Raw genomic sequence first — 22,497 nt, 5'->3', positions numbered from 1 at the left:
TAAATATAACTATTAACCCACTTATGCCTTCTGATTTCAAGTTGTCAGAGTTAATCCGGAACAAACTTAAGCACATTGCCATTGATGCAATAGCGTTTGTGGCTGGGAGGAGGGCCATCATTGAACACATGACCGAGATGGATACCGGAGCTGGCGCTGCGCACTTCAATCCGTTGCATATAGCCGGAATTATCTTCATGGTAGCTGACGGATCCCTCGATCGGCTCAAAAAAGCTGGGCCAGCCGGTTCCGCTGTTGAATTTGGTCTGGCTGAGAAACAACGTAGCACCGGTGATCGGATCAACAAACCTGCCCGGACGTTTTTCATCCAGATTGGAGCCGGTAAAAGGCCGTTCAGTCCCTTGTTCGAAAGCGATTTTTTGTTGTTCCGGTGTCAGCAATTCAAACCCGAGCCATTGCCAGAACTTCTCTTTTTCCCCGTTATAGCCGGTATAACGCGCCACTTCCCTGCCTTCTCTGAACAGTACCATTGTAGGGGACGCAAATAAGGGTTTATCCAGTGTCCAGTCAGTAGGCGGGTTGGCATTCATTGCCGTAGCTACGGGAATATCTGCTTGCCAGTGATCGAGAATATCCTGTTTGAACTGTGCGCAAAATTCACAGTTTTCCGATTCAAAAACCACCAGTTGCTGATCAAAGTTTAAATTTTTGCTGGTAAGCGGTTGTTCGGAAGGGGGAGAGGAAACGGATGATGAATCCATAGCAGGATATTTGACACCTGTACCTCCCAGGCCGCAGTAGCCATCCGGGTTTTTCTCCAGATAATCCTGATGATATTCCTCTGCGGTCATGTAATTTTTCAACGGCAGGATTTCAGTCGTAATCTGGCCATGACCGGCTGCTGTCAACGCCTGCTGGTAAGTTTCACGTGTAGCCAGCGCAGGTGTTTTCTGGTGCTCGTTATGATAATAGATGGTACTGCGGTAATTACTGCCGATATCGTTGCCTTGCCGGTCTCCCTGGGTTGGGTTATGGCTTTCCCAGAATTTTGCCAGTACGCCCTCCAGTGATATACGCTTGGGGTCAAATGTGACTTTCACCACTTCAGCGTGATTGCGTCCGGCAGCTTTGCCGATACGCAACGCACGCTCAAAATTCAGAACATCCTGATAGCCTGCGCCGGCACGATCGCCTCCTGCATAGCCGCTTTCTACATCAAGTATTCCAGGCAGCTCTCCCATGCGCTTCTCGGCACCCCAAAAGCAGCCCATTCCCAGAACAATATAATCCGATTGTGAATCAACAGTTTGGTTTGGGTTTACAACAGCGTCTGGTATCACGGTTTTCTCCATTGCAAAGACAGTTATGACCATCGCTATTAGCAGGATGGTGAATGTAGTAATAATCGTTTTCATTTCTAATGTGATTAAGCGAGTATAGTTTTATGACATACTGGAATATTGTAGGTTCAGGCTTTGTCGGATTGCCATCATAAGTTCATATTTACCGGAGCTCTGCTGTGCAGAGGGACAACCGGAATATTCAATACGCCTGTGATTCCAGGGCGATTTCTTATACTATTAGGCCGGTCAATTTTGGTGATTTTATGGATATAGCATAGCAGATGACAATTTACCGGAACGGTGTGATCAATTGAGTAAACAATAGTAATGCGTGTTCTTTATATCTCGTGTAATCAAAGTGACGCAGAGAGTGTGCGATGTGCGCTGGCGCAAACAACACCTGCAATCGATTTGACCATAGTAACAGGTGCATGGGATGCCCTGGCATTGCTGCCTGCCGGCCCGGAACAGCCAGCCGGTTTCGATATTCTGTTGGTTGATTGCTGCCTGCCGGACAGAGAAGGCTCTGAGTTGATCAGGCGTGTGCGTGAGGAACGTAAGCTGGATATTTCTGTTGTGCCGATTATCGGACAAGAGATGGATGCGGCCGCTATGCAGGTGCTGTATCCGGAGATGGAAGACTATCTGGTCAAGCATGAAGGTTATCTTCTTGAGATTCCTGCCATATTGGAAAGAGTGCGCTGGCTGGCTGAACTGGCGCGTGAACGGACTGATGTAAAACAGACCAATTTGCGCCTCTCCCATCTGCTGGCGGCAAGCCCGGTAGTGCTGTACAACCTGCGTTTTATAGAGAATATACCGCAGTTTGTCTGGGTCAGTGAGAATGTTGAGCAAGTGCTTGGCTACACCCCGGAAGAGGTGTGTGCTCCTGACTGGTGGTCTTCATATTTACATCCGGAGGATCGTGACCAGGTACTGGCACGGCAATCCACTCTGCTGAATGAAGGTCGCTTGATCCATGATTACCGCTTTTATCATCGTAACGGGCGGGTTGTCTGGCTGTTTGACGAATTGCGGTTGATCCGGGATACCGATGGCCGGTTGCATGAAGTGGTCGGTACCTGCTTGGATATCAGTGAGCGGAAACGTGACGAATTGATCAGACAGGCGCAGCAGTCAACGTTGGATCTGATTGTAACCAATCAGCCGCTTCCAGTAATCTTGAGTGACGTCGCAAAGCGTCTCGAAGTCATCAATCCAGACATGCTGGTTTCCATTTTGCTGCTGGATAAGCAGGCAAAGCGTCTGAAATTGGGTGCTGCACCCAGCTTGCCGGATGACTACAATGCGGCTGTTGATGGGCTGGGAGTTGGCGAGGGCGTTGGTTCCTGTGGTACCGCTGCCTTCCGGGGTGAAATGGTGATTATTTCAGATATCAATCGCCATCTGTACTGGGAACATTTGCTGGATTTAACGTACAAAGCCGGTCTTCATGCCTGCTGGTCTCTGCCTTTCAAAGATGCGAATAATCACGTTCTGGGTACTTTCGCTATCTATCATCGTAAAGTGTGTGAACCCTCGTCAGAAGATCTGGCATTGATCCATGAGTTTGCTTCCTTCGCAGCGCTGGCTGTGCAAAAGACTTATGCGGCTGAGGCCTTGCGGCTCTCTGCCACGGTATTTGAATCTATTCATGAGGGAGTGGTGATTACGGATATGGAGCCACGTATCATTGCGGTCAATCAGGCTTACACTCGGATTACCGGTTACGATGAAGCATATGTACTGGGAAGAAATCCCAAAATTATCAAATCAGGCCTGCATGACAAAGCGTTTTACCAGGCAATGTGGTCCACTCTGAGAACAACCGGTCATTGGAGTGGGGAAGTCTGGAATCGGCGCAGGAATGGCGAGATTTATCCACAATGGTTGACGATCAGCGCAGTATATGATGCATCGCGTCGTGACGAAGACAATCCCTGCAATTACGTTGGTGTATTTACTGACATTTCACAAATAAAACAATCTGAAGCGCAACTGGCACAACTGGCACATTACGATCCGCTGACCAGTTTGCCCAACCGGCTGCTGGTGCAATCACAGCTGCACCATGCCGTAGAACAGGCACGACGGCATGATTTGCTGATCAGTGTGCTCTATATTGATCTCGATCGTTTCAAGAATGTGAACGACAGTTTGGGCCACCCGGTCGGGGATGAGTTGCTGATCAAGCTGGCAGAGCGCATGAAGGAGCGGGTACGTGAAGAGGATACACTGGCGCGTCTGGGTGGGGATGAGTTTTTGCTGGTACTGGAAAACGTGTGTGATCCGGGTGATCCTGCGTTTGTTGCACAAAGCCTGATCAGTCTGCTGGCTTCGCCGTTTGTACTACCCAGCGGTCACGAAATTTTCATCAATGCCAGTATTGGTATCAGTCTTTTTCCGGATGATGCGAGCAGTGCAACCGAGCTGATCCAACATGCGGATATGGCTATGTATCAGGCAAAAAAAGAAGGTCGCAACACCTATCGTTACCATACCACGGCCCTGAGTATTGCTGCGAATGAGCGATTGATAATGGAAAATCGTTTGCGTTATGCCCTCGCCGCCGGGGAGCTTGTCCTGCATTATCAGCCGGTGGTCGATGCGCGTACCGGTTATGTGGTCGGGGTGGAAGCACTGGTGCGCTGGCAGTCGCCAGGTGAAGCCATGGTGCCACCGGGAAAATTTATATCGATCGCAGAAGAGACAGGCCTTATTGTGCCACTGGGAGAATGGGTGTTGCGCAGCGCCTGTCAGCAGGCTCGTGCCTGGATGGATGCCGGCCTGCCCCCGCTTGTCATGGCGGTCAACCTGTCAGTGCGGCAATTTCAGTCGGAAAATCTGGTTGGAATGGTGCGGCGAATTCTAGAAGAAACACAGCTTCCGGCAGATTATCTGGAGCTTGAATTGACCGAAAGTATGTTCATGGAACACGCGGAACAATCGATTGAAACACTGAATAAGTTGAAGGCGCTAGGCGTTTACCTGGCAATTGATGACTTTGGTACGGGCTACTCGTCATTGATTTATCTGAAGCGTTTTCCCATTGATAAGCTGAAAATAGATCAGAGTTTTGTGCGTGATCTGGCGGATGATCCCAGTGATCGTGAAATTGCTGCGACGATTATTGCCATGGCACGCGGACTGAAACTGGGTGTTCTGGCGGAAGGCATTGAATCAGAGCAACAACTGGCTTTTCTGCGCCTGCATGACTGTGATTATTATCAGGGCCACTTGTTTCACCGTCCTGTCCCGGCTGCGGAGCTTGAAGCCTGGTTGTATGAACATTCAGTGCCTTATTATTTTGGAAGTTGCAGCTGATTGCTTCCGATCGTTTCGAAGCCTGCGTGAATACTGATTGTTACCCTTTCGATCAAGTGCTCCAGCTTTCAAATAACCTGATCAGAGGTTTCTTAAACAGTTCCCTGTCTGCGGATCAAACAGATACAGTTTATCGGGGTCGACAGTGAGTCTGATGCGATTGCCCTCTTTGATCATGCGATCCGTATTCAGCCGCGCTGTAAAATCTAGCAGCCGGTTGCCCTGTTTTTTTGAGAGATTCGGATTGCTTGTCAGATCTGGCATAGGTGGCCAATAATGATTTTCCATCCGAAAATGCACCAGCAGATTCGCTCCCAGCCATTCAACGATTTCCACCGGGATGTCAAAAATGATCTGTTTTTTATTTTGCCCGGCTGTATCAGCGGTATCGGATAACAGATTGAAATGTTCCGGCCGTATACCGGCGATCACATAATCAGGCCAATCATTTAAGCGGCTCGCTTGAGGAAGTTCCGCTTCAAGGTTCAGTAAGGGGATAAACAACTGGTTATTTCTAATTTGCACCGGAAAGAAATTCATGGCGGGAGAACCGATAAAACCGGCAATGAAGGTGTTCCGCGGTTGTTCGTATAATTCGTAAGGCGTGCCAATCTGTTGGATGACACCTTCTTTTAAAACTGCAATGCGGTCACCCAGTGTCATGGCTTCGGTTTGATCATGAGTGACATAAATTGTGGTTGTATGCAGTTGTTTTTGCAGGCGGGCGATCTCAGTACGCATTTGATCACGCAAGCGCGTATCAAGGTTGGACAGGGGCTCATCAAGTAGAAAGACGACCGGATTACGTACGATGGCTCTTCCCATGGCAACCCGCTGGCGTTGTCCGCCGGAAAGATCACGCGGTTTACTGTCGAGTACATTGCTCAGTTCCAGCAGTGCTGCTGTTTCCTCTACACGTTTAGCAATCGCTGGTTTGGGGAGCTTGCGCATCACTAGTGGAAAGGCGATATTTTCTCGGACGCTCATGTGCGGATAAAGCGCATAGCTTTGAAAAACCATCGCCATGTTACGGTCCTTTGGATCGATGTCATTGGCGATGACATCATCTATCCGGATTTCACCGGAGGTGATCGTTTCAATGCCTGCGATCATATGCAGCAAGGTGGATTTGCCGCACCCGGAAGGGCCTACCAGTATAAAGAATTCCCCATCATGAATCGTTAAGCTGGCTGCATTGATTGCTGTGGTACCGTCAGAGAATTGTTTTGTGACATTGCGTAATTCGATTTTTGCCATGGCTGTTTAATCCTCTGGCATATCAACCTTTTATTGCACCCGACGTGAGGCCGGCGATGATACGCTGTTGAAAAAACAATACGATTATCATCACTGGAACGGTAACAACTACTGAAGCAGCTGCAATTGAACCGATAGGCAATTCAAAACGGGAACTACCGGTAAAAAAGGCAATTGCTGCCGGTACCGTACGAGCATTATCAGTTGAAGTCAGCGAAATGGCGAATAAGAAATCGTTCCATGCAAAAATAAACACCAGGATGGCAGTAGTGAATACACTGGGGGCAGCCAATGGCACCATGATGCGGATAAAGGATTGCACGGTGGTGGCACCATCGATACGCGCCGCTTTCTCCAGATCCCATGGAATCTCGCGGAAAAAAGCAGCCAGTATCCAGATTGCCAAAGGTAAAGTGAATGTCATATAAGGCAGGATCAGCCCCAGCCAGGTATCGTACAATCCAGTGATGCGCCATATATCAAACAACGGGCCGATAATGGCAACAGGCGGGAACATCGCTGTCATCAATATGCCGATCAGCATCAGGCGGCGGCCGGGAAATTCCAGCCGGACGATTGCATAAGCTGCGAGCATGCCAAGGAGAACGGAAAACAAAGCGGCGATCGAAGCAATGCCGATGGAATTTAAGATTGCAGACGCAAACTGCATGTCCGAGAAGATGTTCCGGTAATGTTCAAAGCTAATAGTTTGCGGGAAAAATTGCTGGTCGTTCAGGTCGCTGCCTCGTTTTAGGGAGAGCGATACAATCCATAGCATAGGTATAACGGCATAAGCAATAACCAGAACGTTACTCATCACCCAGAAAACGTTTTCCACGATGCTTTTCTTCATTTCTGATCTACTCCTGTCTTTATGTTAAACCCCCAGATAAATAATGCAGAAATAATCAGCATACTGATGAATATCAATACTGAAACAGCGGATCCCAGTCCTAAATTGAGACTGACAATCAATGTGTTATAGCCAACCATTGAAACCGTCTCAGTACCCTGTGCGCCACGAGTCAATATGAACACCGTATCAAAAATCCGGAATGCATCCAGCATACGAAACAGCACCGCAACCAGAATGGCGGGCTTTGCCAGGGGCAGGGTGATTTTCATAAAGCGTTGCCAGGCATTGGCGCCATCTGCACGTGCAGCCTGAATCAGCTCGTGTGGCACCAGTGTCAACCCTGCCAGCAGCATGAGTGCCATAAATGGCGTGGTTTTCCAGATTTCTGTGAGAATAATGACAAGAAACGATGACCAGCTCTGTGTCAACCATGCTTGTTCCATGCCTGATAGCGCGTTGATAAAACCGGTAGTCGGATCAAAAGCGAATTTCCAGGCGAAGGCGGCAATAATAGTCGTGATCGCATAGGGCAGCAACGTCGCTGTTCGTACTGCATAACGCCAGAGTACAGTGTGATACATGATCAGTGCCAGTGGAAACGCCACCATCAATTCCAGCGTGACCGAGCTGACAGTAAGGATGAAGGTATTACCGAAAGCCTGCCACCATACTTCGGAAGTCAGAATGCTGATGTAATTATCCAGACCGATGAAAGTACGTTGATCAGGAAAGCGCAAATCATACTGAAAAAATGACAGCCATATGGCGTATAGAATCGGATAAGCCGTTATCAGGATCAGTACCAGCACCGCCGGGGCGCATAACAGCCAGGCCTGATACCATTCGTTATGTCGTCGCTGCCGCTGTTTGGGCTGTTCGTTGCGCCGCGGCATAGTCAAAGCAGTCCCTTTGAACTCAGTGCCCGGCTGATTGCATCGCGCAGTCGAATATAATCTTTATCGGGTTCGATATTACGCATAGGATGTAACGTACGGCTGATGGCCAGGGAAACATCGTTATACAGCGGTGTTTGCGGGCGCTGCACAGCATCGCGCAGCGTAGCGCGCAGGACATCCGCAAAAGGAAAGGTCTCACGAATTCTGGTGTCATCATATAAAGCAGCAATGGTAGGCGGCAAGCCGCCCAGCGTGGCAGCAATACGCTGGTGCTGTTCTGAAGCAATACAGACAGCCGCCTGAAAGGCTGACTGCGCGTAGCGGGAATGGGCACTGACAGCCAGATTGATACCGCCAATCGCCGTTCGGCCCGGCTTGTCTTTAGATAATGAAGGCCAGCGTGCCCAGCCGATATGCGGGGCGATTCCGGGTGCATTCTGCTGTATGCTTGACCACACAAATGTGTAATTGACCATGAAGCTGGAATGACCCGTTTCAAAAGCCAGGCGTGCCTGATCTTCCCGGGTTGTTGATAAGGTGCGATCTGCTGCAGATGAGTTAGCAAAACGGGCCATCGTAGAAAGGGCCTGGAGGGTTGGTTGTTGCGCCAGTGAAATCTTTTCATGGCGTGTATCCAGCACGGATCCACCAGCCGTGGCCAGTAATGAAATAAAAAACGCGGTCAGTCCCTCATAGCGTTCGCCCTGCGCCTGGATGATGCCTGACTCACCCAGTGTTTCGGCCAGATGAATCATTTCATCCCAGGTTGCGGGCGCTTCTTTGATCCTGTCGGTACGGTACCACAACAGCTGCGCGTTAGTGGTATACGGTACTCCCCACATTTCGTCCTGGTACATCACGCTTTGCAACGGCGCAGAAAGTCGGCCTGCAAGTGCTTCTTTCTTCATCTCGCTGCGCCAGGGCAAAATCCATCCCGCTTGCGCAAATTCCGCTGTCCAGATGACATCCATGCCAATGATATCAATTGATTGGTCGCCAGCGGCTAGTCTGCGCACCAGTTGTTCCCGTTGCTGATCGGGGTCAACAGGCAATGGCACCAGCTTGATTTGATAGGTATTTCGAGAGTTTTCGGAACAATTACGAGCTGCTGTGGCAAATGCGCCAGAAGGTTCGTTGAAAACATACCAGTTTAAGGTCGATGTGACCTCTTTCTTTTTTTGATCACTGCAACCCGCCAGCATGGTCAGGCTAATAATGCATAAGGTGGAAATCAAACGGATGCTGATCACTCATTTATTCCTGATGATCTGGGAAAACCAATAGTGTGACTGGATGGAGCATGTACTAATCCGGTACATTTCTGAAATTTTCAAGAAGGGGTTCAATCCGAAACAGGCCAGAGAAATACGATACCGTGTTTCGCAGTATCCGAAGATTGAAATAGATATATTCGGTTGTGTTCATAAGAAAAGAATTTCGGGGTTGTATAGAGTGAGTTATTGCTGTTTTATGGAACGAGTAACGGTAAAATAACGAAATGTTGCATACGTTTTATTTTAATTTAAGGATGAAAAGAATAATGCCAACCTATAGTGAAGTTCAAGAGCAAATCAGAAAACTGCAGAAACAGGCGGATGAAATTCGTGCTAAAGAAATTGCTGATGTTATTGAAGATATCAAAGCAAAGATTCAGTTATATGATTTGACAGAGAAAGATTTAGGGTTGGGTGAAAAACGGAGAAAACCTAAATCTCCTGCGGTATACAAAAAGGGAAACCAAACCTGGTCCGGACGTGGACGCCAGCCTAAATGGGTAGTGGAACACCTTGAATCTGGTGGAGACCTTAAAGATCTGTTGATCTGATTGCAGATTTGTTTTTCAGGTAAGGCTGATGCCCATTTTATGAATGTGTCTGTAAATGCAGCAATTACAGTGATATGCAATATATTTATGAAATGTAAGTGCAATTTACAATTTACAGGAAATTAAAGATTGCAAGTAATGTATTTACTGTTGACTGATTTTTTTGTATTGGAAAATTTGTCGCGCAAAGAACTCCCTGTCACTATTTAGATTTTTCGCGAGATTCGAGAAGAATCGTATTGTTATGTTGATAAAACACCGTTCGCGCTGAAGTTGGCAGCGAAAGGCAAGTATTATTTCTCTTTCGTCCGCGCTGGCTCGGTATCACTTGCAATTGCCCTTTTAACAAGGGCAATTGTTTGGTATCGCATGAACCAGCTCACCAGGGAATTTCACTACCATCATAACGAAAGAATCGACCACTGTCCGTTAGGGTGAATGCTTCCACCCTGGCGCGCATGCCCTCGATGCTTTCCTGCGGCAAAAGCAGCCCGTCCGGGCCGCCCATGCGTGTTCGCACCCAGCCCGGGTGCAGCAGCACCCCGATCTTGAGTGCGCTTACTTCCAGTGAGAATCCCTTCATGGCAGCATTCAATGCGGCTTTGCTGGAGCGGTAATAGTAACTGTCAGGACGTTCGATCCCTGCAATCGAACCCATGTGCTGGTGATCACTGCAATCAAACGTTTCTGACTGCGCTGTATATGCGGAAGCAACGCCTGACTCACCCGCATGGCACTATGGTATTCACGCGAAACGTATCCGCCCAGGCAGCATAATCAATAGCCTGCTTCGGCTGGTCATATTTCTCATAATAAACGCCCGCATTATTGATCAGCAGATCAATCGGGTATTCTGCGAGCGCCTCTGCCAGAGCATTGATCTGATCAGGATGAGTGACATCCAGCCGGTGCATGATAACAGTGCCATACTACAAAAACAGCAACGCTGACAACTCCTAGTTTTGGGTCGAGGCCGATACCTTACCAACCACTGCCAAATGAGTTAAAAATGCCTCTGTCTCCGTGCCCCTCATTTCTTGTGGATGGCGTGTGCCGTGGAATAGAATAAAACGCTTTATCCATTGCGCATATTGGGTTTCGGTACGAATACGGTCGCGGACTTGATCCAGCAGTTTCGGCGATGTATTTGTATAGCTCATAACAGGGCGATACAAAAATAAGTAAGCATGGTAAATGCAAGAGAAACAGGCCGTTTTATAGAACTATGCACCCGTGTTTAAAGATTATTATGTACCTGACCAGGTGTTTACTTAATTTCACCGCGACGCCCTTTTGGGCATCGCCATACTTCGTATGGCTCAACCACGCGAGGATGTTACTCACCTCGCACTACGTTAGACAAGCAGGTCGGTTATGGGATTTATGCTAGATAAAGTCGTTCCGTGGGGACGTTCGTATTACGAATACGTCAGCATGTTCAACCTCACCAATAAAGATTTGAGCCTTCGCTTTCTCGGCTGCGGAGATGGTCCCGCCGCGTTCAATTCCATGTTGACTAAACGCGGTGGAAGTGTCGTCTCCGTTGATCCGATCTATGTTTTTAATACAACGCAAATCAGAAGCCGTGTAGCCGAAACATATGAAACCGTGATAGCCCAGATGCGCAAAAATCAAGATGATTATGTTTGGGAAAATATTCCATCGGTCGAGCAACTTGGCAAAATTCGCATGTCTGCGATGGAAGATTTTTTCTCTGATTTCAGTGTGGGAAAGCAAAATGGCCGGTACGTCGCAGGCGAATTGCCTTCCTTGCCTTTTGAGAGCAAACAATTCGACATTGCCGTGTCTTCCCATTTTCTATTCTTGTACAGCGCACACTTATCAGTGGAGTTCCATATCCAAACACTTCAAGAAATGTTGCGTGTAGCACACGAAATTAGAATATTCCCGTTGCTTGCTCTTGACGGCGCATCATCGCCATATCTCAAATCGGTAAATGAATATTTCTTAGTCAAAGGACTTAGCGTAAACACCATACGCGTACCTTATGAGTTTCAGAGAGACGGTAATGAAATGCTGGTTATCAAGTCTGTCTAACCCAGCACTTAAGCCGACCTACTTCTGTTACTCCAGCGGCTTGTCTAGCTCTGCATTAGGTGCCAATGGTAAGTCCAGCGTTTAGGAGCAAGATCAAATACTCACGTGGTTGAGTGACAAAGAAGATGCTGCTTTTGATCTGGACTGCGAGTAGCAGAAGATCCTTGTTGAGTGCAAGTCGCACCGATAGACGTCCGGGCACAATACTCCAGATGCCAAGCTGACGGTTTAGAACAAGGCCATGTGCTATTTCCACGCAGCTCCTCTCAGAGTACCGGAAAATCATGTTCGTGCTCAGAGATCTTTGGCGAGGGAACGGGGAAAGCTCGTGCGGCTAATATCTTCAGCAGACATCTTGTACCGGACAGTGTCGAGTTCTGGGAGTATGATGAATTGGTAGGCGCCGCTGTCCGGGTTGGCACCTAACGTTTCACTCAAGCCGATGTCGCTCGCGGCACGGCTTAATTCTGGCGTTAGACTTTACTCGACCACCTCAAAGGAGGAATTCCATGAAACGCAATCAAAGTAATCCCGTCGTCTGGTTTGAAATTTACGTCCAGGACATGGAACGTGCGAAAGCGTTCTATGAAGCTGTACTTGCAGTTACACTGGAAAAGATGCCCGCCCCTACCACTGAATGCGAAGATATGGAAATGTGGGGCTTCCCCTCAGATAAAGATACTGCTCAAACCACTTATGGCGCCTGCGGAATGCTGGTAAAAATGACTGGCGTTCCTTCCGGGTGCGGTGGCACACTGATTTATTTCGGGTGTGAGGATTGTGCTGTGCAAGCTGCCCGTGCCGCCGAGAATGGAGGCAGTATTTTCAAGGAAAAATTCTCAATTGGCAAGCATGGCTTTATCGCCCTTGTCAACGATACCGAGGGCAATATGATTGGCTTTCATTCGATGTAACTGTACTGCTTCAGTCTATAGACTACATTGACCGAATTACCACCACGATAGGAGATTTAGTGATGTCAACAGAATTTCTTGGGAAGGTTGCAATTGTTTCGGGGGGCGGTTCAGGCATTGGTGCCGAAGCGGCACGACTCCTTTGCGCTGGGGGAGCGTCCGTGGTTTTATCTGATATCAGTCTTGAGGCTGCGGAATCGGTTGCTGAGGAACTCACTCAGGCCGGAGGAAAAGCGGCAGCGTTTCGCGCTAACGTAGCCAAAGAAGAAGACGCTGCGGCCACGGTTGAATTTGCTAAAAAAACGTTCGGTGCACTGCATCTGGCCTTCAACAACGCCGGCATCATCGGAGCAGAAAAACATGTGGGCGAATTGTCGCCCGAGGAATGGCGCGGCGTTATCGATGTGAATCTGAATGGTGTTTTCTATGGCATGCGCTACCAGATACCGGCGATTTTGGCGGCGGGTGGCGGCGCCATCGTCAACACTTCATCTATCGCTGGTCTGACTGGCATCGCCAACCTGGGCGCGTATTGTGCCTCAAAGCACGGTGTTGCCGGCCTGACCAAGTCTGCAGCAATCGAGTACAGCAAGCAGGGAATTCGGATTAACTCCGTGCATCCGGGCTATATCATGACGCCGCTTATCGCGCAGTGGACGGATACAGATCTGAAGTCGACTCTGGAGCACCTGCATCCCATCGGTCGACTGGGCGAGCCCGGGGAGGTCGCAGAAGTCGTCTGCTTCCTGCTGTCAAACAAGGCATCGTTTGTGAGTGGATCTCAGATCGTGGTCGATGGTGGATACCTGAGCGTGTAACGGCAGCCAGTCAGCACCAGTTTAAACTGCCGGGCCAGTATGTTCGGCTCGGCAGGAAGAGTTCATGCCGGCTGTCGGTGGTGTGCACGAACTAGAGCTTCCATATTCGCTACAGGTCGACGCGACAATCCAATAGCGCTGCCAGTGTTGTTTTTGGATTGCTTCATCCCTGCAGAATTCGCAAAGACGAAAAATTCAATCCCCGCTCGTACTATAACCACCACTGTTTTCACAAGATCACAGTCCGTGAGGCTAGATAAATAACCATGAAATGCGGGCTTTTTTCGGAGCTTAAATGGTCGTGCTGACGCTTTATTCTCTTTCGTGCCTGATCAGGCCGTTTTTAAACGGATCGAATTTAACAGTTGAGATCTTGCCAATCAACTCAAGAAACAACTTGCTTCAGCTTTCAAGGGCAGCAAGTTCATAAAAATCAAATGATGCTACTTTCAATTACAGTTAGTGACATTGTCGCCAGTTTGGCGCTTCTAATTTCTGCGTATTCGGCATGGAAGACGGTGCAGTTTAATAATCAGCATAAGTCACTTATTGCAAGCCAAGAGAAGCTAAATCAACGCCTACTTGAGAGAGAGGAGTCTGAATTAATCTCCAACAGAAAAGCCGACCTTGGTGCAAATTTCATTAAACTTAGTAGCAATAAACACAGGCTTAAAATATGGAATAAAGGAAAGACTTTAACCAGAAACGTATCAATTGAGTTTTCGGAGGGAAACGACTGCATTGTCCAATCTGACGTATCTGAAGAATTTCCCCTTGAGCCCTGAATACATATCAGTCAGTGGAGCTTACTGCGGTAGTCTATATGGGTACGAAGAGCAAGCACGCCATCAAATTGATTTGGTCGGACGAATTCAATTCAGTCAATACAATGAAAAGACTGTCTATCCCACTCTATAAAACGTGTGGCTCTACAGTGGAAGGGGTAGTCAACAAGCTGTACTTGTTGGTTACCGCCGCGCTACACGGTCGCGTTGTCCCTTATTTCCACGTTAGATTTTAGTGGACAGCTTTATTCGACTGATAGCGATTTATCGTGCGGCGTCGCGAATCTGGGCTGCGAAGCAGATTTACAAACGCGCATCCAGTAGACTCAAGTTTGGTCTCTGGGCTTCAAAGGCTGCCTTCCTCACTTTCGAGGTGTTGTTGTTTGCAAATTTACCCTTCTTCTTCTTCTTCTCGGGGGTGCTAGTCTCAGCGGTGTCGTGGGCGATTTGCGTGTTCTTGGCGAGGAAGTCGGCCTTTTCTGAGGAGTATCGACTCTACAGCGATAGGATTCAACACTTCTATCGAGACTACCAGTACTTGCGTTATCTCCGCTTCCGAAATGATCTACAGGAGGGAAAATACTCGGGGAGCATCGATGATGCGCTGAGGTTTCTTGATGAACAGGAATCAACAGAGATAGACAGTAAGATTTCTATCCATCCCCTCATCACCTTCTTGATTACTGGGCTTGTGGCGCTCATGGGGGTTGCCGCAGCGCATTGGTCTGTTGAGGTCCTCTTGTATGTCAGCCTGTTTGCGGTGCTAGGACTTTGGCTTGGTGGTATGGTGATCGGATCGATCCGAACCAGCAAGAGTGAGCTCATGGAATTCAAACGGTTTTTGTTATGGGCGAAGTATGAACCTCTCGATTCGGAGCAGTCGATGCCTTATCAAGACGAATCTTCACTGCGACGTTGAAACAACCTAAACATATAACAATGAGCTCCAAGGGATGCCGTCGCTGTCGTATCGCACTCTTGAACCCAATCGTTAGACTTCAATAAAATGAATATTCGATCCGCTGTCTTTTTTGTTTGTGTGCTTTTATGTGCGGTTGCGAACGCACAGACGCAAGCTGATCTCAATGATGATGCATGCAAGGTGTATCGAGAAGCGGACAAAAAGCTCAATGCCATCTATCGGCAGCTCCTGGAGCAGCATCAAGACGATGCCAACTTCACGACCAGGTTACGTAGGGCGCAAAGCGCATGGCTGGTGTTCCAGGATGCAGAGATGGAAGCTATTTATCCCGCTGATAACAAGCGTGAGGAATACGGTTCGATCTACCCAATGTGCAGTTGTTTGGAGCAAGCTGCATTGGTTAATCATCGTATTGAGCAGCTTTCGGGTTGGCTCACTGGGAAAGAAGGTGATGCGTGCAGAGGCAGCCGGTGAATCAATCCAGCCAGTGCATCCGGCTGACTATTTGCCTTCGCTTAGCGGTGTGGTTTTACCCATAAATTAGAAGTAACAACATGCAGAAATTCATACTACTGGCGGTGGCAATAGTTGCCGGCTATGCGTATCTCGGCAATCCGTATACATTAATACCAGACAGGCTTCAGTATTCGACTTTATCGGAGCGCCAGAATGATACGGATGCAACGCTTGCGGATGCTTTCTCAAATCGTAAGCGTAATCTGCAAGTTTCCGGAGAAGGCGTTGTCACGAAATTGCTCCCGGACGACAATGATGGCAGCAGGCATCAAAAATTCATTATTGCCCTTCGCTCCGGTCAAACGCTTTTGATTGCGCATAATATTGATCTCGCGCTGAGAATAAGCTCTCTCAAAAAAGGGGATGCCATTCAATTCTCGGGGCAGTACGAATGGAATGAAAAAGGGGGCGTTGTGCATTGGACACATCACGATCCAAACGGCTCCCACGTGGCAGGGTGGTTAAAACACAACGGACAGATCTATCAGTGACTGCGGCTAAGGAATCTCTGAAAAACTACCTGCGTTGTGATTTCTGCGTTAAAAGTCGGCGCAAAATACGCATTTATTACGTATAAACTCCGCTTTTTTCGCCGACTTTTGCCTTGAACTGACTGCTTCGCTGACTTTTATAAGCAACGCTGGAAATGCTTACAGATCATGTGATGGTATCAGAAGGGTAGGCCCGCCCCAGAAAATGAATTCTTACCAGGAGCGGGTTATGCTGTGATTTAACTTGGCTATTTAGAGTGTTTTGAGATATTCAAGCAAAGCTTTTTTGTCATCTGGGGAAAGTGTTGTGCCAAATTCGTGACCGCAACGACTGTTTCCGGAGTTTCGGTCGCTGCAATCCGTAGTTTGCAACGTGTAATCAAATTTAGTTTGCTCAACAGCAATTCCGATGTTGACAGTGTCATAAATCGGGCCAATCTTGAATGAGCTGACTCGTTCGGCTGCCGGCTTTAGCAATTCTGCCAATGTTGGTACCGATCCATTATGAAGATAGGGTGCAGCTGCCCAGATGCCTTCAAGAACCCGAGATTCATATGCATAGACTGATGTTTCTTCAGATACTGCGGGTGGTGCAATGAATGCATCCTGGAGGGACTCCGTTTCTGGTGGAAGCGCTGATAATTCCAGGCTATCTATCTGTGCCATATCCTTGGTCCGCATGACAATAGGAACATAATGCTGAAGAATGGTACCGAGAACTGCAGTTCCCAGAACGCTGAAGGCAGTATCAACGGGCTTGAGTGGTTTAGCGAGGAACGGAATCTTTGCACCTTCGAGCACTCCGGTTTTCACGGTGCGGCCGAGGATTTCGTATTCCTTTGAATCCGTGCCGACATCCATGATGGGTGTTTTCCAGGTTTTTGGCTTGTCGCCAGGCATAATGCCGTGGCAGTCAGCGCACCCCCCTTCTGCAGTCTTGCGTTCGTAAATTGTTTTTCCTTTACTGGCGAGGGTCTGATCTACTTTCCATGGCCATTTGGGAGCACCTATTTTGTTCATCAGCTTTTCCAATGCGATCAATCCCTGGAAATTAGCCGAATTGTTGCTCTGATAGTCAATACCGAGCAGATGGCTCTTATCTTTTTTAGGATGGAAAATACCAAATACCCCAAAAACTTCTCCGAGGTTCCGGGAAAGCCCCAGTATTTTATTGCCATTATTGGCAAAGCCGGGCCACTGTGTTTTATCCTGAATTCCGGCATTCCAGAGAAATGGGTAGCGCACGGGTGCGGTAGCTGGCTGAATATTTTCGGGAATCATATAGGTAGGTGCAGGGCCGATATCTAGCCCGGCGAGACGGTTGAAGATCATTGATACAGCATCAAGCCTTGCGGGCCCCCAGGGTTGTGAGGGAAGTGCACGTTTGACTAAGGTGTGGTAAGGAAGATGCCAGGCTTCCACTTCTTCCCGTAGTTTCTTTTGATCTTTCGAGTCGGGTGACGGGCCGAGTACAGCGTGAGCGAAATCGGCGAATGCCTGTTGGTTCGTCAAGACCGTATTTACGGCAACGTCGAGATCGGCGAGGAAGCTCTGGAAATCAACGATTCCAGGGCCACCATCAATTCGATACGCAGTACCGGCAACCTCAATCTGGCGTGTATGACAAGCGGAACAGTTCATACCGATCACCTGCCCGCTTTCCTCGTTGGTAACAGTAAATCCAACGGGCAGCCCGGCGGGAACACTCGCTTTATTGGGCAAATAACCATAGCGATCAAGGCTTTCGTCCATGAATGGTTTACCGTTTGGCTGCTTTAAAGCTGCTATCCATCGAAGCGGTATAAGCCGGGATCCCTGATCCCGACTATAGAAATCATTTCTGGCAGAAGCTGTCCATTTGCTACCCTGATCGACAGCTACTGGTTCTGCAGCGAGTGAAACTGCAGGTAACAGCAAGGAAAATATTGAGGCGATACGGGATACAAGCCTGATTTTCAGCACTTACGCTCTCCTTGAAGAATGAATCGGAATATAAGGTTCATACCATCCATGGCAGCCTCCAGTTATGTAGGTGTTCTACTCACACAGGGAGCGATATTTGCAGGAGATGAGCCTTTATCAAACTTATGTTCCTGGCGGGCTCTGCATACAGGACGATGAGAACTTATAAGTAGATTGAGCTGACTCTCGGGTTTGTTCTTTCCTGACCATCGTGTTGAATAGTCATGTGTGTTGCCAACACCGAGTCTGGAGTGGATGTGCGGACAGTATAGAAGTTGCTGAATGGGTGTAATCAGAGGACAGGAACGGTTTTCTCTTGTTACTTGATCGTTGTGAGTTTGATGGAGAGTGGTAAACCGGATTGACTTGTCCTCCGGTGATCGGGCAGTGGCTTTTGATCAACACTTGTTGTAGATGAAAGACAACAATCAGAGCGACAACCCGCGCGCACTGGTTGAAGCGGGTGTGCGCTCGCAAATGAATTAGTCGCAAATTTGGATAAACCTGTTTCCTGTAAAATACTTTCCGTTGGTCTTGATCGATCTTGCTGTAAGCGACTTGGATATTTTTCAGGTATTTAATTTATGTAAGGGGAACAAGGAATGAATATGACTCATAAATGGCGTTTTTTCAGATCGGGTGGCTTTGACCAGGTACGTTTGGAGACGGGAGACGATATCAGATTCCTTGGGGAGCTTGATCCCAAGCTGTGGGCCGCACTCAGTTGTCCCACCGCCAACCTGGAGTTTGATGACAAGACGCTTGAGTTTATTGATGCAGATGGTGATGGCCATATCCGTGTTCCCGAAATTATCGCGGCAGTCCAGTGGACATGCTCCGTTCTCAAAAATCCGGAAGATCTCACGCGTGGATCGGATGTACTGCAACTGGATGCAATCGATGACAGCACCCCGGAAGGCGCCACATTGCTATCGTCGGCCAGACAAATCCTGCACAACACTGGCAAACAGGATGAAGTGGCCATTGCAGTGGAAGATACGGCTGATATCAACAAGATTTTTGCCAGCACCCAGTTCAATGGTGACGGTATCATTCCTGCCGCATCGGCTAGTGATACCGAAACCCAGGGCGTGATTGAGGACATAATGAAATGTGTCGAGCCGCTACAGGATCGATCCGGGCAGCCGGGCATTTCAGCAGAACAGGTTGAGCAATTCTTTACCGAGGTGAAAGCCTATGCGCAATGGTGGCAGGATGCGGAACAGGATGCCGCCGGGATATTGCCGCTGGGAGAACATACAGAAGCAGCCAGAACAATCTTTGATACAGTCAGGGCTAAAATAGAGGATTACTTTACCCGCTGTAACCTGGTTGAATTCGATCAAAAGGCAGGTGATCCGCTGAATCCGGCTTTATCGGATTACGAGGCGCTTGCCAATACCAATCTCTCCAGTACCACCGAACAGCTCGCCACATTGCCGCTTGCAAAAATCGAGGCAAATAAACCGCTGCCGCTTGATGAAGGCATCAATCCGGCCTGGATCGATGCAATCAATGCGCTCAAACACCAGGTCATTCAACCTCTGCTGGGAAGCAAGACGCATTTGAGTGCAGATGAATGGCATACGCTTTGTGATCGATTTGCGGCACACCAAACATGGCTGGACGTTAAACAGGGAGCGATGGTGGAAAGCCTCGGGATCCAGCGTGTACGCATGATCCTGGCTGGCGGTTTTCAGGACGGCATTGGCGCGTTATTGCAGAAGGATCAGGCGCTTGCAAACGTATCCGATGCCATCAACTCGGTTGAGAAGTTGATTCGCTATCACCGTCATCTTTTTCAGCTTCTGAACAACTTTGTTTCCTTTCGTGATTTCTACACGGCACAAAACAAGGCTATTTTTCAGACAGGCTCGCTTTATCTGGATGGCCGTCGCTGCGATTTCTGTCTGCGTGTCGACGATATCGGGAAGCACAGCAGCATGGCCGGTTTGAGCGGAACCTATCTGGCTTATTGTGAATGCCGGCGCGAGGGTGGCAATGAAACCATGATTATTGCGGCCGCTTTTACAAACGGCGATGCCGACAATCTGATGGTGGGTCGGAATGGTATTTTTTATGACCGGAAAGGACAGGACTGGGATGCCACCATCATCAGGATCATCGAGCATCCCATCAGTGTTCGTCAGGCTTTCTGGTACCCGTACAAACGCATTGGCAAAATGATTGGTGAACAAATCGAGAAGGTGGCCAGTGCGCGTGAAAAATCTGTTCAGGATCAGGCAGCAGCGGGAATTGCAGATGTTTCACAAAAAACGGAAGCAGGCAAACCACCGGCAGCGCCTTTTGATGTCGGTAAATTTGCCGGTATTTTTGCGGCCATCGGCCTTGCTATTGGTGCTATTGGTACTGCGATTGCGTCGGTTGTCACCGGTTTTCTGAGTCTGGTCTGGTGGCAAATGCCGCTTGCAGTCCTCGGCCTGATTCTTGTGATATCCGGGCCTTCCGTCCTGATCGCCTTTCTCAAGCTCAGAAAGCGTAACCTGGCGCCATTGCTTGATGGCAATGGCTGGGCGGTTAATACACGGGCAATCATCAATATTCCGTTCGGTACATCACTGACACAAATGGCGGTGTTGCCAGCAGGTGCCCAGCGTTCGCTTACCGACCCTTATGCAGAAAAAAAACGTCCATGGAAGTTTTATCTTTTTATTCTGCTTTTGCTGGGGAGCATTGCTTATCTCGTGCAAAGTGGCTACCTTAATAAAGGCACGATCGACACGCTGAAAGGCCATATCGGTACATTGAAAGACCGCTTTTTAACAGGCAATGCAGAATCGGCTGAAACAGATGATCCGGCGGCAGCAAAGGGAACTTTGCCGGCATCGCCTGAAGCGAAGGAGGCTGAAGGCAAACAAACCGAAGTTAACGGCACGCCCCGATCTGCCACGGAAAAAGCCAAAAATGAACCGGCCATTTCTCCTGATCCAGCAGTTAACGCCCCAGTGCCGGAACCAGTACCGGCTATGAAGCAGCGTTAACCAGCGATGGCAAATTGGTAGGTAATCTCCCCATTCTCAGCAGTAGAGTCCGTTAAAAACGACGGGTTAATTTCTCTGTCTGAGGATAATGTCCGAACAGATCGATCAGCGTTTCAATGTATGTAGTATATTCAATCCAAGTAGGACTAAAAATCTGGGGGTCTTCAAAATTTGAGAACTTCAGGACTTGGAGTAACATAGTTTTGTTCTGTCATTCCAAGCCCTGGTCTGTATTTATTTGCTCTCAATTTGGTTAAATTTACTCAATGCAACAATAGCTGCTTTTCTGGCTGCGGCAGCTTCTCCAGCCCGAGATTCCTTTATAACGTCATCCAGGTGTTCCAATCCTTCCTGAAGGTGCTTGTCTTCGGGATGTGTTGATTTAACTTCAACAGCATACTTTTCTGCTTCCTGCGCCAGTTGTGTCATAGTCATGACGTCTACTGCTAGAACCACAGCTTCCGTTTGCTTGATTGCCTCTTGCAGATAAATATCCTCTACCTGTGCACTGACTGAGCTGGGCGTAAATAGAGACAGAATGAAAATACTCGATAAGATTGATAATGTTTTTTTCATAACTTTCCTCTTTTTGTCGAAAATGATCTTGATGTAGATTAGTTCCTGTCCGGCATAATCTCTGCGGGAGACTGTTCTGACGGATTGCGAGGATTGTGATTTTGCTGATAAGTTGAATTGCTATCAGTTTCAGGTACTACTGTACCTTCTATGCCTCTTCTACTTTCATCCAAATCATTTCGCTGATCATATTTTCTGGCATCTTCCTTCTTTTCGTATTGCTCATTGTTTGTGCGATTGTTGTCTGAAGCAGGATCGGCTGTTGCTACGGTACTTCCTGTCAGAAAAAATCCGGACAGTAAGGTTACTGGAACTAAAATAGAAAGTTTTACTTTGGGGATGTAAGCTTTCATTTTGAATATCCTCGTATGTTTATAAGACGCTACGATTAGTCTTTCTCCGGTTGCATCCACTTTAAATCTATTTCTGTACTACTGGAGGCAGAGTTGCAAGCCTGCAAAAGCAGTTATGGTAGAAGTAACAGCTAATGCTGATAAAATATTCAGCTTCTCCATGGTTAACTCCTGTTAATTTAATAAGTAAAAAGAGTTTCATTTGCTACTTGTGTAATACGGGCGAGATTCCAACTCGCCTGCGCAGTCCCAGTACTTATTGCTGTTTCATAAATACCGTTCTGCTCTTTAAATCGAATCATCATTTCTGCATGATGGTTCGATTATCATTTCCCAGAACAAATTCATTTTTTTGCCGGGCGCCGAAATACAGCCTGCCGGTTGGCTTCTTCCTGCGGTTATCGCAATTTTGAACAAAAGCGTTAACCTGTTTTTCAGCCTCTTCTCTTGCAACTTCATATTTGGTTTGGATTTTTCCCACCAGTTGCTCACGTTTGCCTGCAATGACATCCAGCTCATCATCAGTCATATCGCACCATGTTTCTTTAAGTGTGCCTTTTAATTCCTTCCAGTTTCTTTCAACTATATTCCAACCGATGGCTTCTCTTCTTTTATTGAACTTCAAACATCCCAGATCA

Annotated in this window: 21 protein-coding genes and 1 pseudogene; 10 read left to right on the top strand and 12 right to left on the bottom strand. The window is 48.0% G+C overall.

Annotated elements, in window-relative coordinates; translation table 11 throughout:
- Positions 1–50 precede the first annotated feature (50 nt).
- Positions 51–1,376: a peptide-methionine (S)-S-oxide reductase MsrA gene (msrA, locus tag ABO04_RS08975; RefSeq protein WP_160810337.1), complete on the bottom strand. Its 1,326-nt coding sequence runs from the start codon at positions 1,374–1,376 to the stop codon at positions 51–53.
- 339 nt (positions 1,377–1,715) lie between these two features.
- On the opposite strand from msrA, the gene ABO04_RS08970 reads away from it, so the two are divergent.
- Positions 1,716–4,628, top strand: a complete 2,913-nt coding sequence (locus ABO04_RS08970; RefSeq protein ID WP_240141499.1) for an EAL domain-containing protein — start codon at positions 1,716–1,718, stop codon at positions 4,626–4,628.
- 81 nt (positions 4,629–4,709) lie between these two features.
- On the opposite strand, the gene ugpC is transcribed toward ABO04_RS08970, so the two are convergent.
- The 4 genes from ugpC to ABO04_RS08950 are packed head-to-tail and all read right to left on the bottom strand — an operon-like array spanning position 4,710 to position 8,887.
- Positions 4,710–5,885, bottom strand: a complete 1,176-nt coding sequence (gene ugpC, locus ABO04_RS08965) for a sn-glycerol-3-phosphate ABC transporter ATP-binding protein UgpC (protein WP_160810336.1) — start codon at positions 5,883–5,885, stop codon at positions 4,710–4,712.
- Between the two features lie 22 nt (positions 5,886–5,907).
- Complete coding sequence (locus tag ABO04_RS08960; RefSeq protein WP_160810335.1) at positions 5,908–6,738, bottom strand: carbohydrate ABC transporter permease; 831 nt, start codon at positions 6,736–6,738, stop codon at positions 5,908–5,910.
- Entirely contained in the window at positions 6,735–7,634 is a 900-nt protein-coding gene (locus ABO04_RS08955; RefSeq protein WP_160810334.1) for a sugar ABC transporter permease, read from the bottom strand. The genes ABO04_RS08960 and ABO04_RS08955 overlap by 4 nt, the downstream gene beginning before the upstream one ends.
- Before the next feature lie 2 nt (positions 7,635–7,636).
- The gene (locus ABO04_RS08950; protein WP_205012772.1) at positions 7,637–8,887 is read right to left on the bottom strand and encodes an ABC transporter substrate-binding protein; all 1,251 of its coding nucleotides are present in this window, start codon (positions 8,885–8,887) and stop codon (positions 7,637–7,639) included.
- 290 nt (positions 8,888–9,177) lie between these two features.
- Here ABO04_RS08950 and ABO04_RS08945 point away from each other — a divergent pair, with 290 nt between their 5' ends.
- Entirely contained in the window at positions 9,178–9,462 is a 285-nt protein-coding gene (locus ABO04_RS08945; RefSeq protein ID WP_160810333.1) for an H-NS histone family protein, read from the top strand.
- A 210-nt stretch (positions 9,463–9,672) separates the two neighbouring features.
- A complete protein-coding gene (locus tag ABO04_RS12260) occupies positions 9,673–9,900 on the top strand; it encodes an AAA family ATPase (RefSeq protein WP_345853318.1) in 228 nt (75 codons plus the stop codon).
- Here ABO04_RS12260 and ABO04_RS08935 read toward each other — a convergent pair.
- The 3 genes and pseudogenes from ABO04_RS08935 to ABO04_RS08925 all read right to left on the bottom strand — a co-directional run.
- Positions 9,842–10,120, bottom strand: a complete 279-nt coding sequence (locus ABO04_RS08935) for a hypothetical protein (RefSeq protein WP_160810332.1) — start codon at positions 10,118–10,120, stop codon at positions 9,842–9,844. The genes ABO04_RS12260 and ABO04_RS08935 overlap by 59 nt on opposite strands.
- 64 nt (positions 10,121–10,184) lie before the next feature.
- The gene (locus ABO04_RS08930) at positions 10,185–10,376 is read right to left on the bottom strand and encodes an SDR family NAD(P)-dependent oxidoreductase (RefSeq protein ID WP_160810331.1); all 192 of its coding nucleotides are present in this window, start codon (positions 10,374–10,376) and stop codon (positions 10,185–10,187) included.
- A 45-nt stretch (positions 10,377–10,421) separates the two neighbouring features.
- Positions 10,422–10,622 (bottom strand): annotated as a pseudogene (locus ABO04_RS08925) (phage integrase N-terminal SAM-like domain-containing protein); the annotation flags it as partial.
- 214 nt (positions 10,623–10,836) lie between these two features.
- On the opposite strand from ABO04_RS08925, the gene ABO04_RS08920 reads away from it, so the two are divergent.
- From ABO04_RS08920 to ABO04_RS08895, 6 genes are all read left to right on the top strand, one after another.
- Complete coding sequence (locus ABO04_RS08920; protein WP_160810330.1) at positions 10,837–11,520, top strand: class I SAM-dependent methyltransferase; 684 nt, start codon at positions 10,837–10,839, stop codon at positions 11,518–11,520.
- A 509-nt stretch (positions 11,521–12,029) separates the two neighbouring features.
- Complete coding sequence (locus tag ABO04_RS08915) at positions 12,030–12,434, top strand: VOC family protein (protein WP_160810329.1); 405 nt, start codon at positions 12,030–12,032, stop codon at positions 12,432–12,434.
- Positions 12,435–12,496: 62 nt separating this feature from the next.
- Complete coding sequence (locus ABO04_RS08910; protein WP_160810328.1) at positions 12,497–13,252, top strand: SDR family NAD(P)-dependent oxidoreductase; 756 nt, start codon at positions 12,497–12,499, stop codon at positions 13,250–13,252.
- 1,020 nt (positions 13,253–14,272) lie between these two features.
- Positions 14,273–14,956, top strand: coding sequence for a hypothetical protein (locus ABO04_RS08905; RefSeq protein ID WP_160810327.1), 684 nt, complete (start codon positions 14,273–14,275; stop codon positions 14,954–14,956).
- Positions 14,957–15,043: 87 nt separating this feature from the next.
- Positions 15,044–15,433, top strand: a complete 390-nt coding sequence (locus ABO04_RS08900) for a lysozyme inhibitor LprI family protein (protein ID WP_160810326.1) — start codon at positions 15,044–15,046, stop codon at positions 15,431–15,433.
- Between the two features lie 80 nt (positions 15,434–15,513).
- The gene (locus ABO04_RS08895; RefSeq protein ID WP_160810325.1) at positions 15,514–15,966 is read left to right on the top strand and encodes a DUF3465 domain-containing protein; all 453 of its coding nucleotides are present in this window, start codon (positions 15,514–15,516) and stop codon (positions 15,964–15,966) included.
- Between the two features lie 252 nt (positions 15,967–16,218).
- Here ABO04_RS08895 and ABO04_RS08890 read toward each other — a convergent pair whose 3' ends face one another.
- On the bottom strand, positions 16,219–17,928 hold the full coding sequence (locus tag ABO04_RS08890; RefSeq protein ID WP_205012771.1) for a di-heme-cytochrome C peroxidase: 1,710 nt from the start codon (positions 17,926–17,928) through the stop codon (positions 16,219–16,221).
- Positions 17,929–18,536: 608 nt separating this feature from the next.
- Between ABO04_RS08890 and ABO04_RS08885 the strand changes: the two genes are divergently transcribed.
- The gene (locus tag ABO04_RS08885) at positions 18,537–20,930 is read left to right on the top strand and encodes a hypothetical protein (RefSeq protein WP_240141498.1); all 2,394 of its coding nucleotides are present in this window, start codon (positions 18,537–18,539) and stop codon (positions 20,928–20,930) included.
- A gap of 234 nt (positions 20,931–21,164) precedes the next feature.
- Here ABO04_RS08885 and smbP read toward each other — a convergent pair whose 3' ends face one another.
- From smbP to ABO04_RS12325, 3 genes are all read right to left on the bottom strand, one after another.
- On the bottom strand, positions 21,165–21,506 hold the full coding sequence (gene smbP, locus ABO04_RS08880) for a small metal-binding protein SmbP (RefSeq protein ID WP_160810323.1): 342 nt from the start codon (positions 21,504–21,506) through the stop codon (positions 21,165–21,167).
- A gap of 38 nt (positions 21,507–21,544) precedes the next feature.
- Complete coding sequence (locus tag ABO04_RS08875) at positions 21,545–21,859, bottom strand: hypothetical protein (protein ID WP_160810322.1); 315 nt, start codon at positions 21,857–21,859, stop codon at positions 21,545–21,547.
- A gap of 301 nt (positions 21,860–22,160) precedes the next feature.
- The gene (locus tag ABO04_RS12325) at positions 22,161–22,484 is read right to left on the bottom strand and encodes a CsbD family protein (RefSeq protein WP_345853284.1); all 324 of its coding nucleotides are present in this window, start codon (positions 22,482–22,484) and stop codon (positions 22,161–22,163) included.
- Between the last annotated feature and the right edge of the window lie 13 nt (positions 22,485–22,497).

This window comes from Nitrosomonas sp. HPC101 (assembly GCF_009833125.1).
In the GTDB taxonomy this organism is placed as follows: Bacteria; Pseudomonadota; Gammaproteobacteria; order Burkholderiales; family Nitrosomonadaceae; genus Nitrosomonas.
The sequence above is the reverse complement of the archived record's forward strand: the minus strand, read 5'-3'. Positions and strand labels throughout refer to the sequence as shown.

What these genes read in the sequence shown, in the direction of transcription:
- msrA (WP_160810337.1), bottom strand. Translation starts at nt 1,376, where the DNA reads ATGAAAACGATTATTACTACATTCACCATCCTGCTAATAGCGATGGTC.
- ugpC (WP_160810336.1), bottom strand. Translation starts at nt 5,885, where the DNA reads ATGGCAAAAATCGAATTACGCAATGTCACAAAACAATTCTCTGACGGT.
- ABO04_RS08960 (WP_160810335.1), bottom strand. Translation starts at nt 6,738, where the DNA reads ATGAAGAAAAGCATCGTGGAAAACGTTTTCTGGGTGATGAGTAACGTT.
- ABO04_RS08955 (WP_160810334.1), bottom strand. Translation starts at nt 7,634, where the DNA reads ATGCCGCGGCGCAACGAACAGCCCAAACAGCGGCAGCGACGACATAAC.
- ABO04_RS08945 (WP_160810333.1), top strand. Translation starts at nt 9,178, where the DNA reads ATGCCAACCTATAGTGAAGTTCAAGAGCAAATCAGAAAACTGCAGAAA.
- ABO04_RS08935 (WP_160810332.1), bottom strand. Translation starts at nt 10,120, where the DNA reads ATGGGTTCGATTGCAGGGATCGAACGTCCTGACAGTTACTATTACCGC.
- ABO04_RS08930 (WP_160810331.1), bottom strand. Translation starts at nt 10,376, where the DNA reads ATGCACCGGCTGGATGTCACTCATCCTGATCAGATCAATGCTCTGGCA.
- ABO04_RS08920 (WP_160810330.1), top strand. Translation starts at nt 10,837, where the DNA reads ATGGGATTTATGCTAGATAAAGTCGTTCCGTGGGGACGTTCGTATTAC.
- ABO04_RS08915 (WP_160810329.1), top strand. Translation starts at nt 12,030, where the DNA reads ATGAAACGCAATCAAAGTAATCCCGTCGTCTGGTTTGAAATTTACGTC.
- ABO04_RS08910 (WP_160810328.1), top strand. Translation starts at nt 12,497, where the DNA reads ATGTCAACAGAATTTCTTGGGAAGGTTGCAATTGTTTCGGGGGGCGGT.
- ABO04_RS08900 (WP_160810326.1), top strand. Translation starts at nt 15,044, where the DNA reads ATGAATATTCGATCCGCTGTCTTTTTTGTTTGTGTGCTTTTATGTGCG.
- ABO04_RS08895 (WP_160810325.1), top strand. Translation starts at nt 15,514, where the DNA reads ATGCAGAAATTCATACTACTGGCGGTGGCAATAGTTGCCGGCTATGCG.
- ABO04_RS08885 (WP_240141498.1), top strand. Translation starts at nt 18,537, where the DNA reads ATGACTCATAAATGGCGTTTTTTCAGATCGGGTGGCTTTGACCAGGTA.
- smbP (WP_160810323.1), bottom strand. Translation starts at nt 21,506, where the DNA reads ATGAAAAAAACATTATCAATCTTATCGAGTATTTTCATTCTGTCTCTA.
- ABO04_RS08875 (WP_160810322.1), bottom strand. Translation starts at nt 21,859, where the DNA reads ATGAAAGCTTACATCCCCAAAGTAAAACTTTCTATTTTAGTTCCAGTA.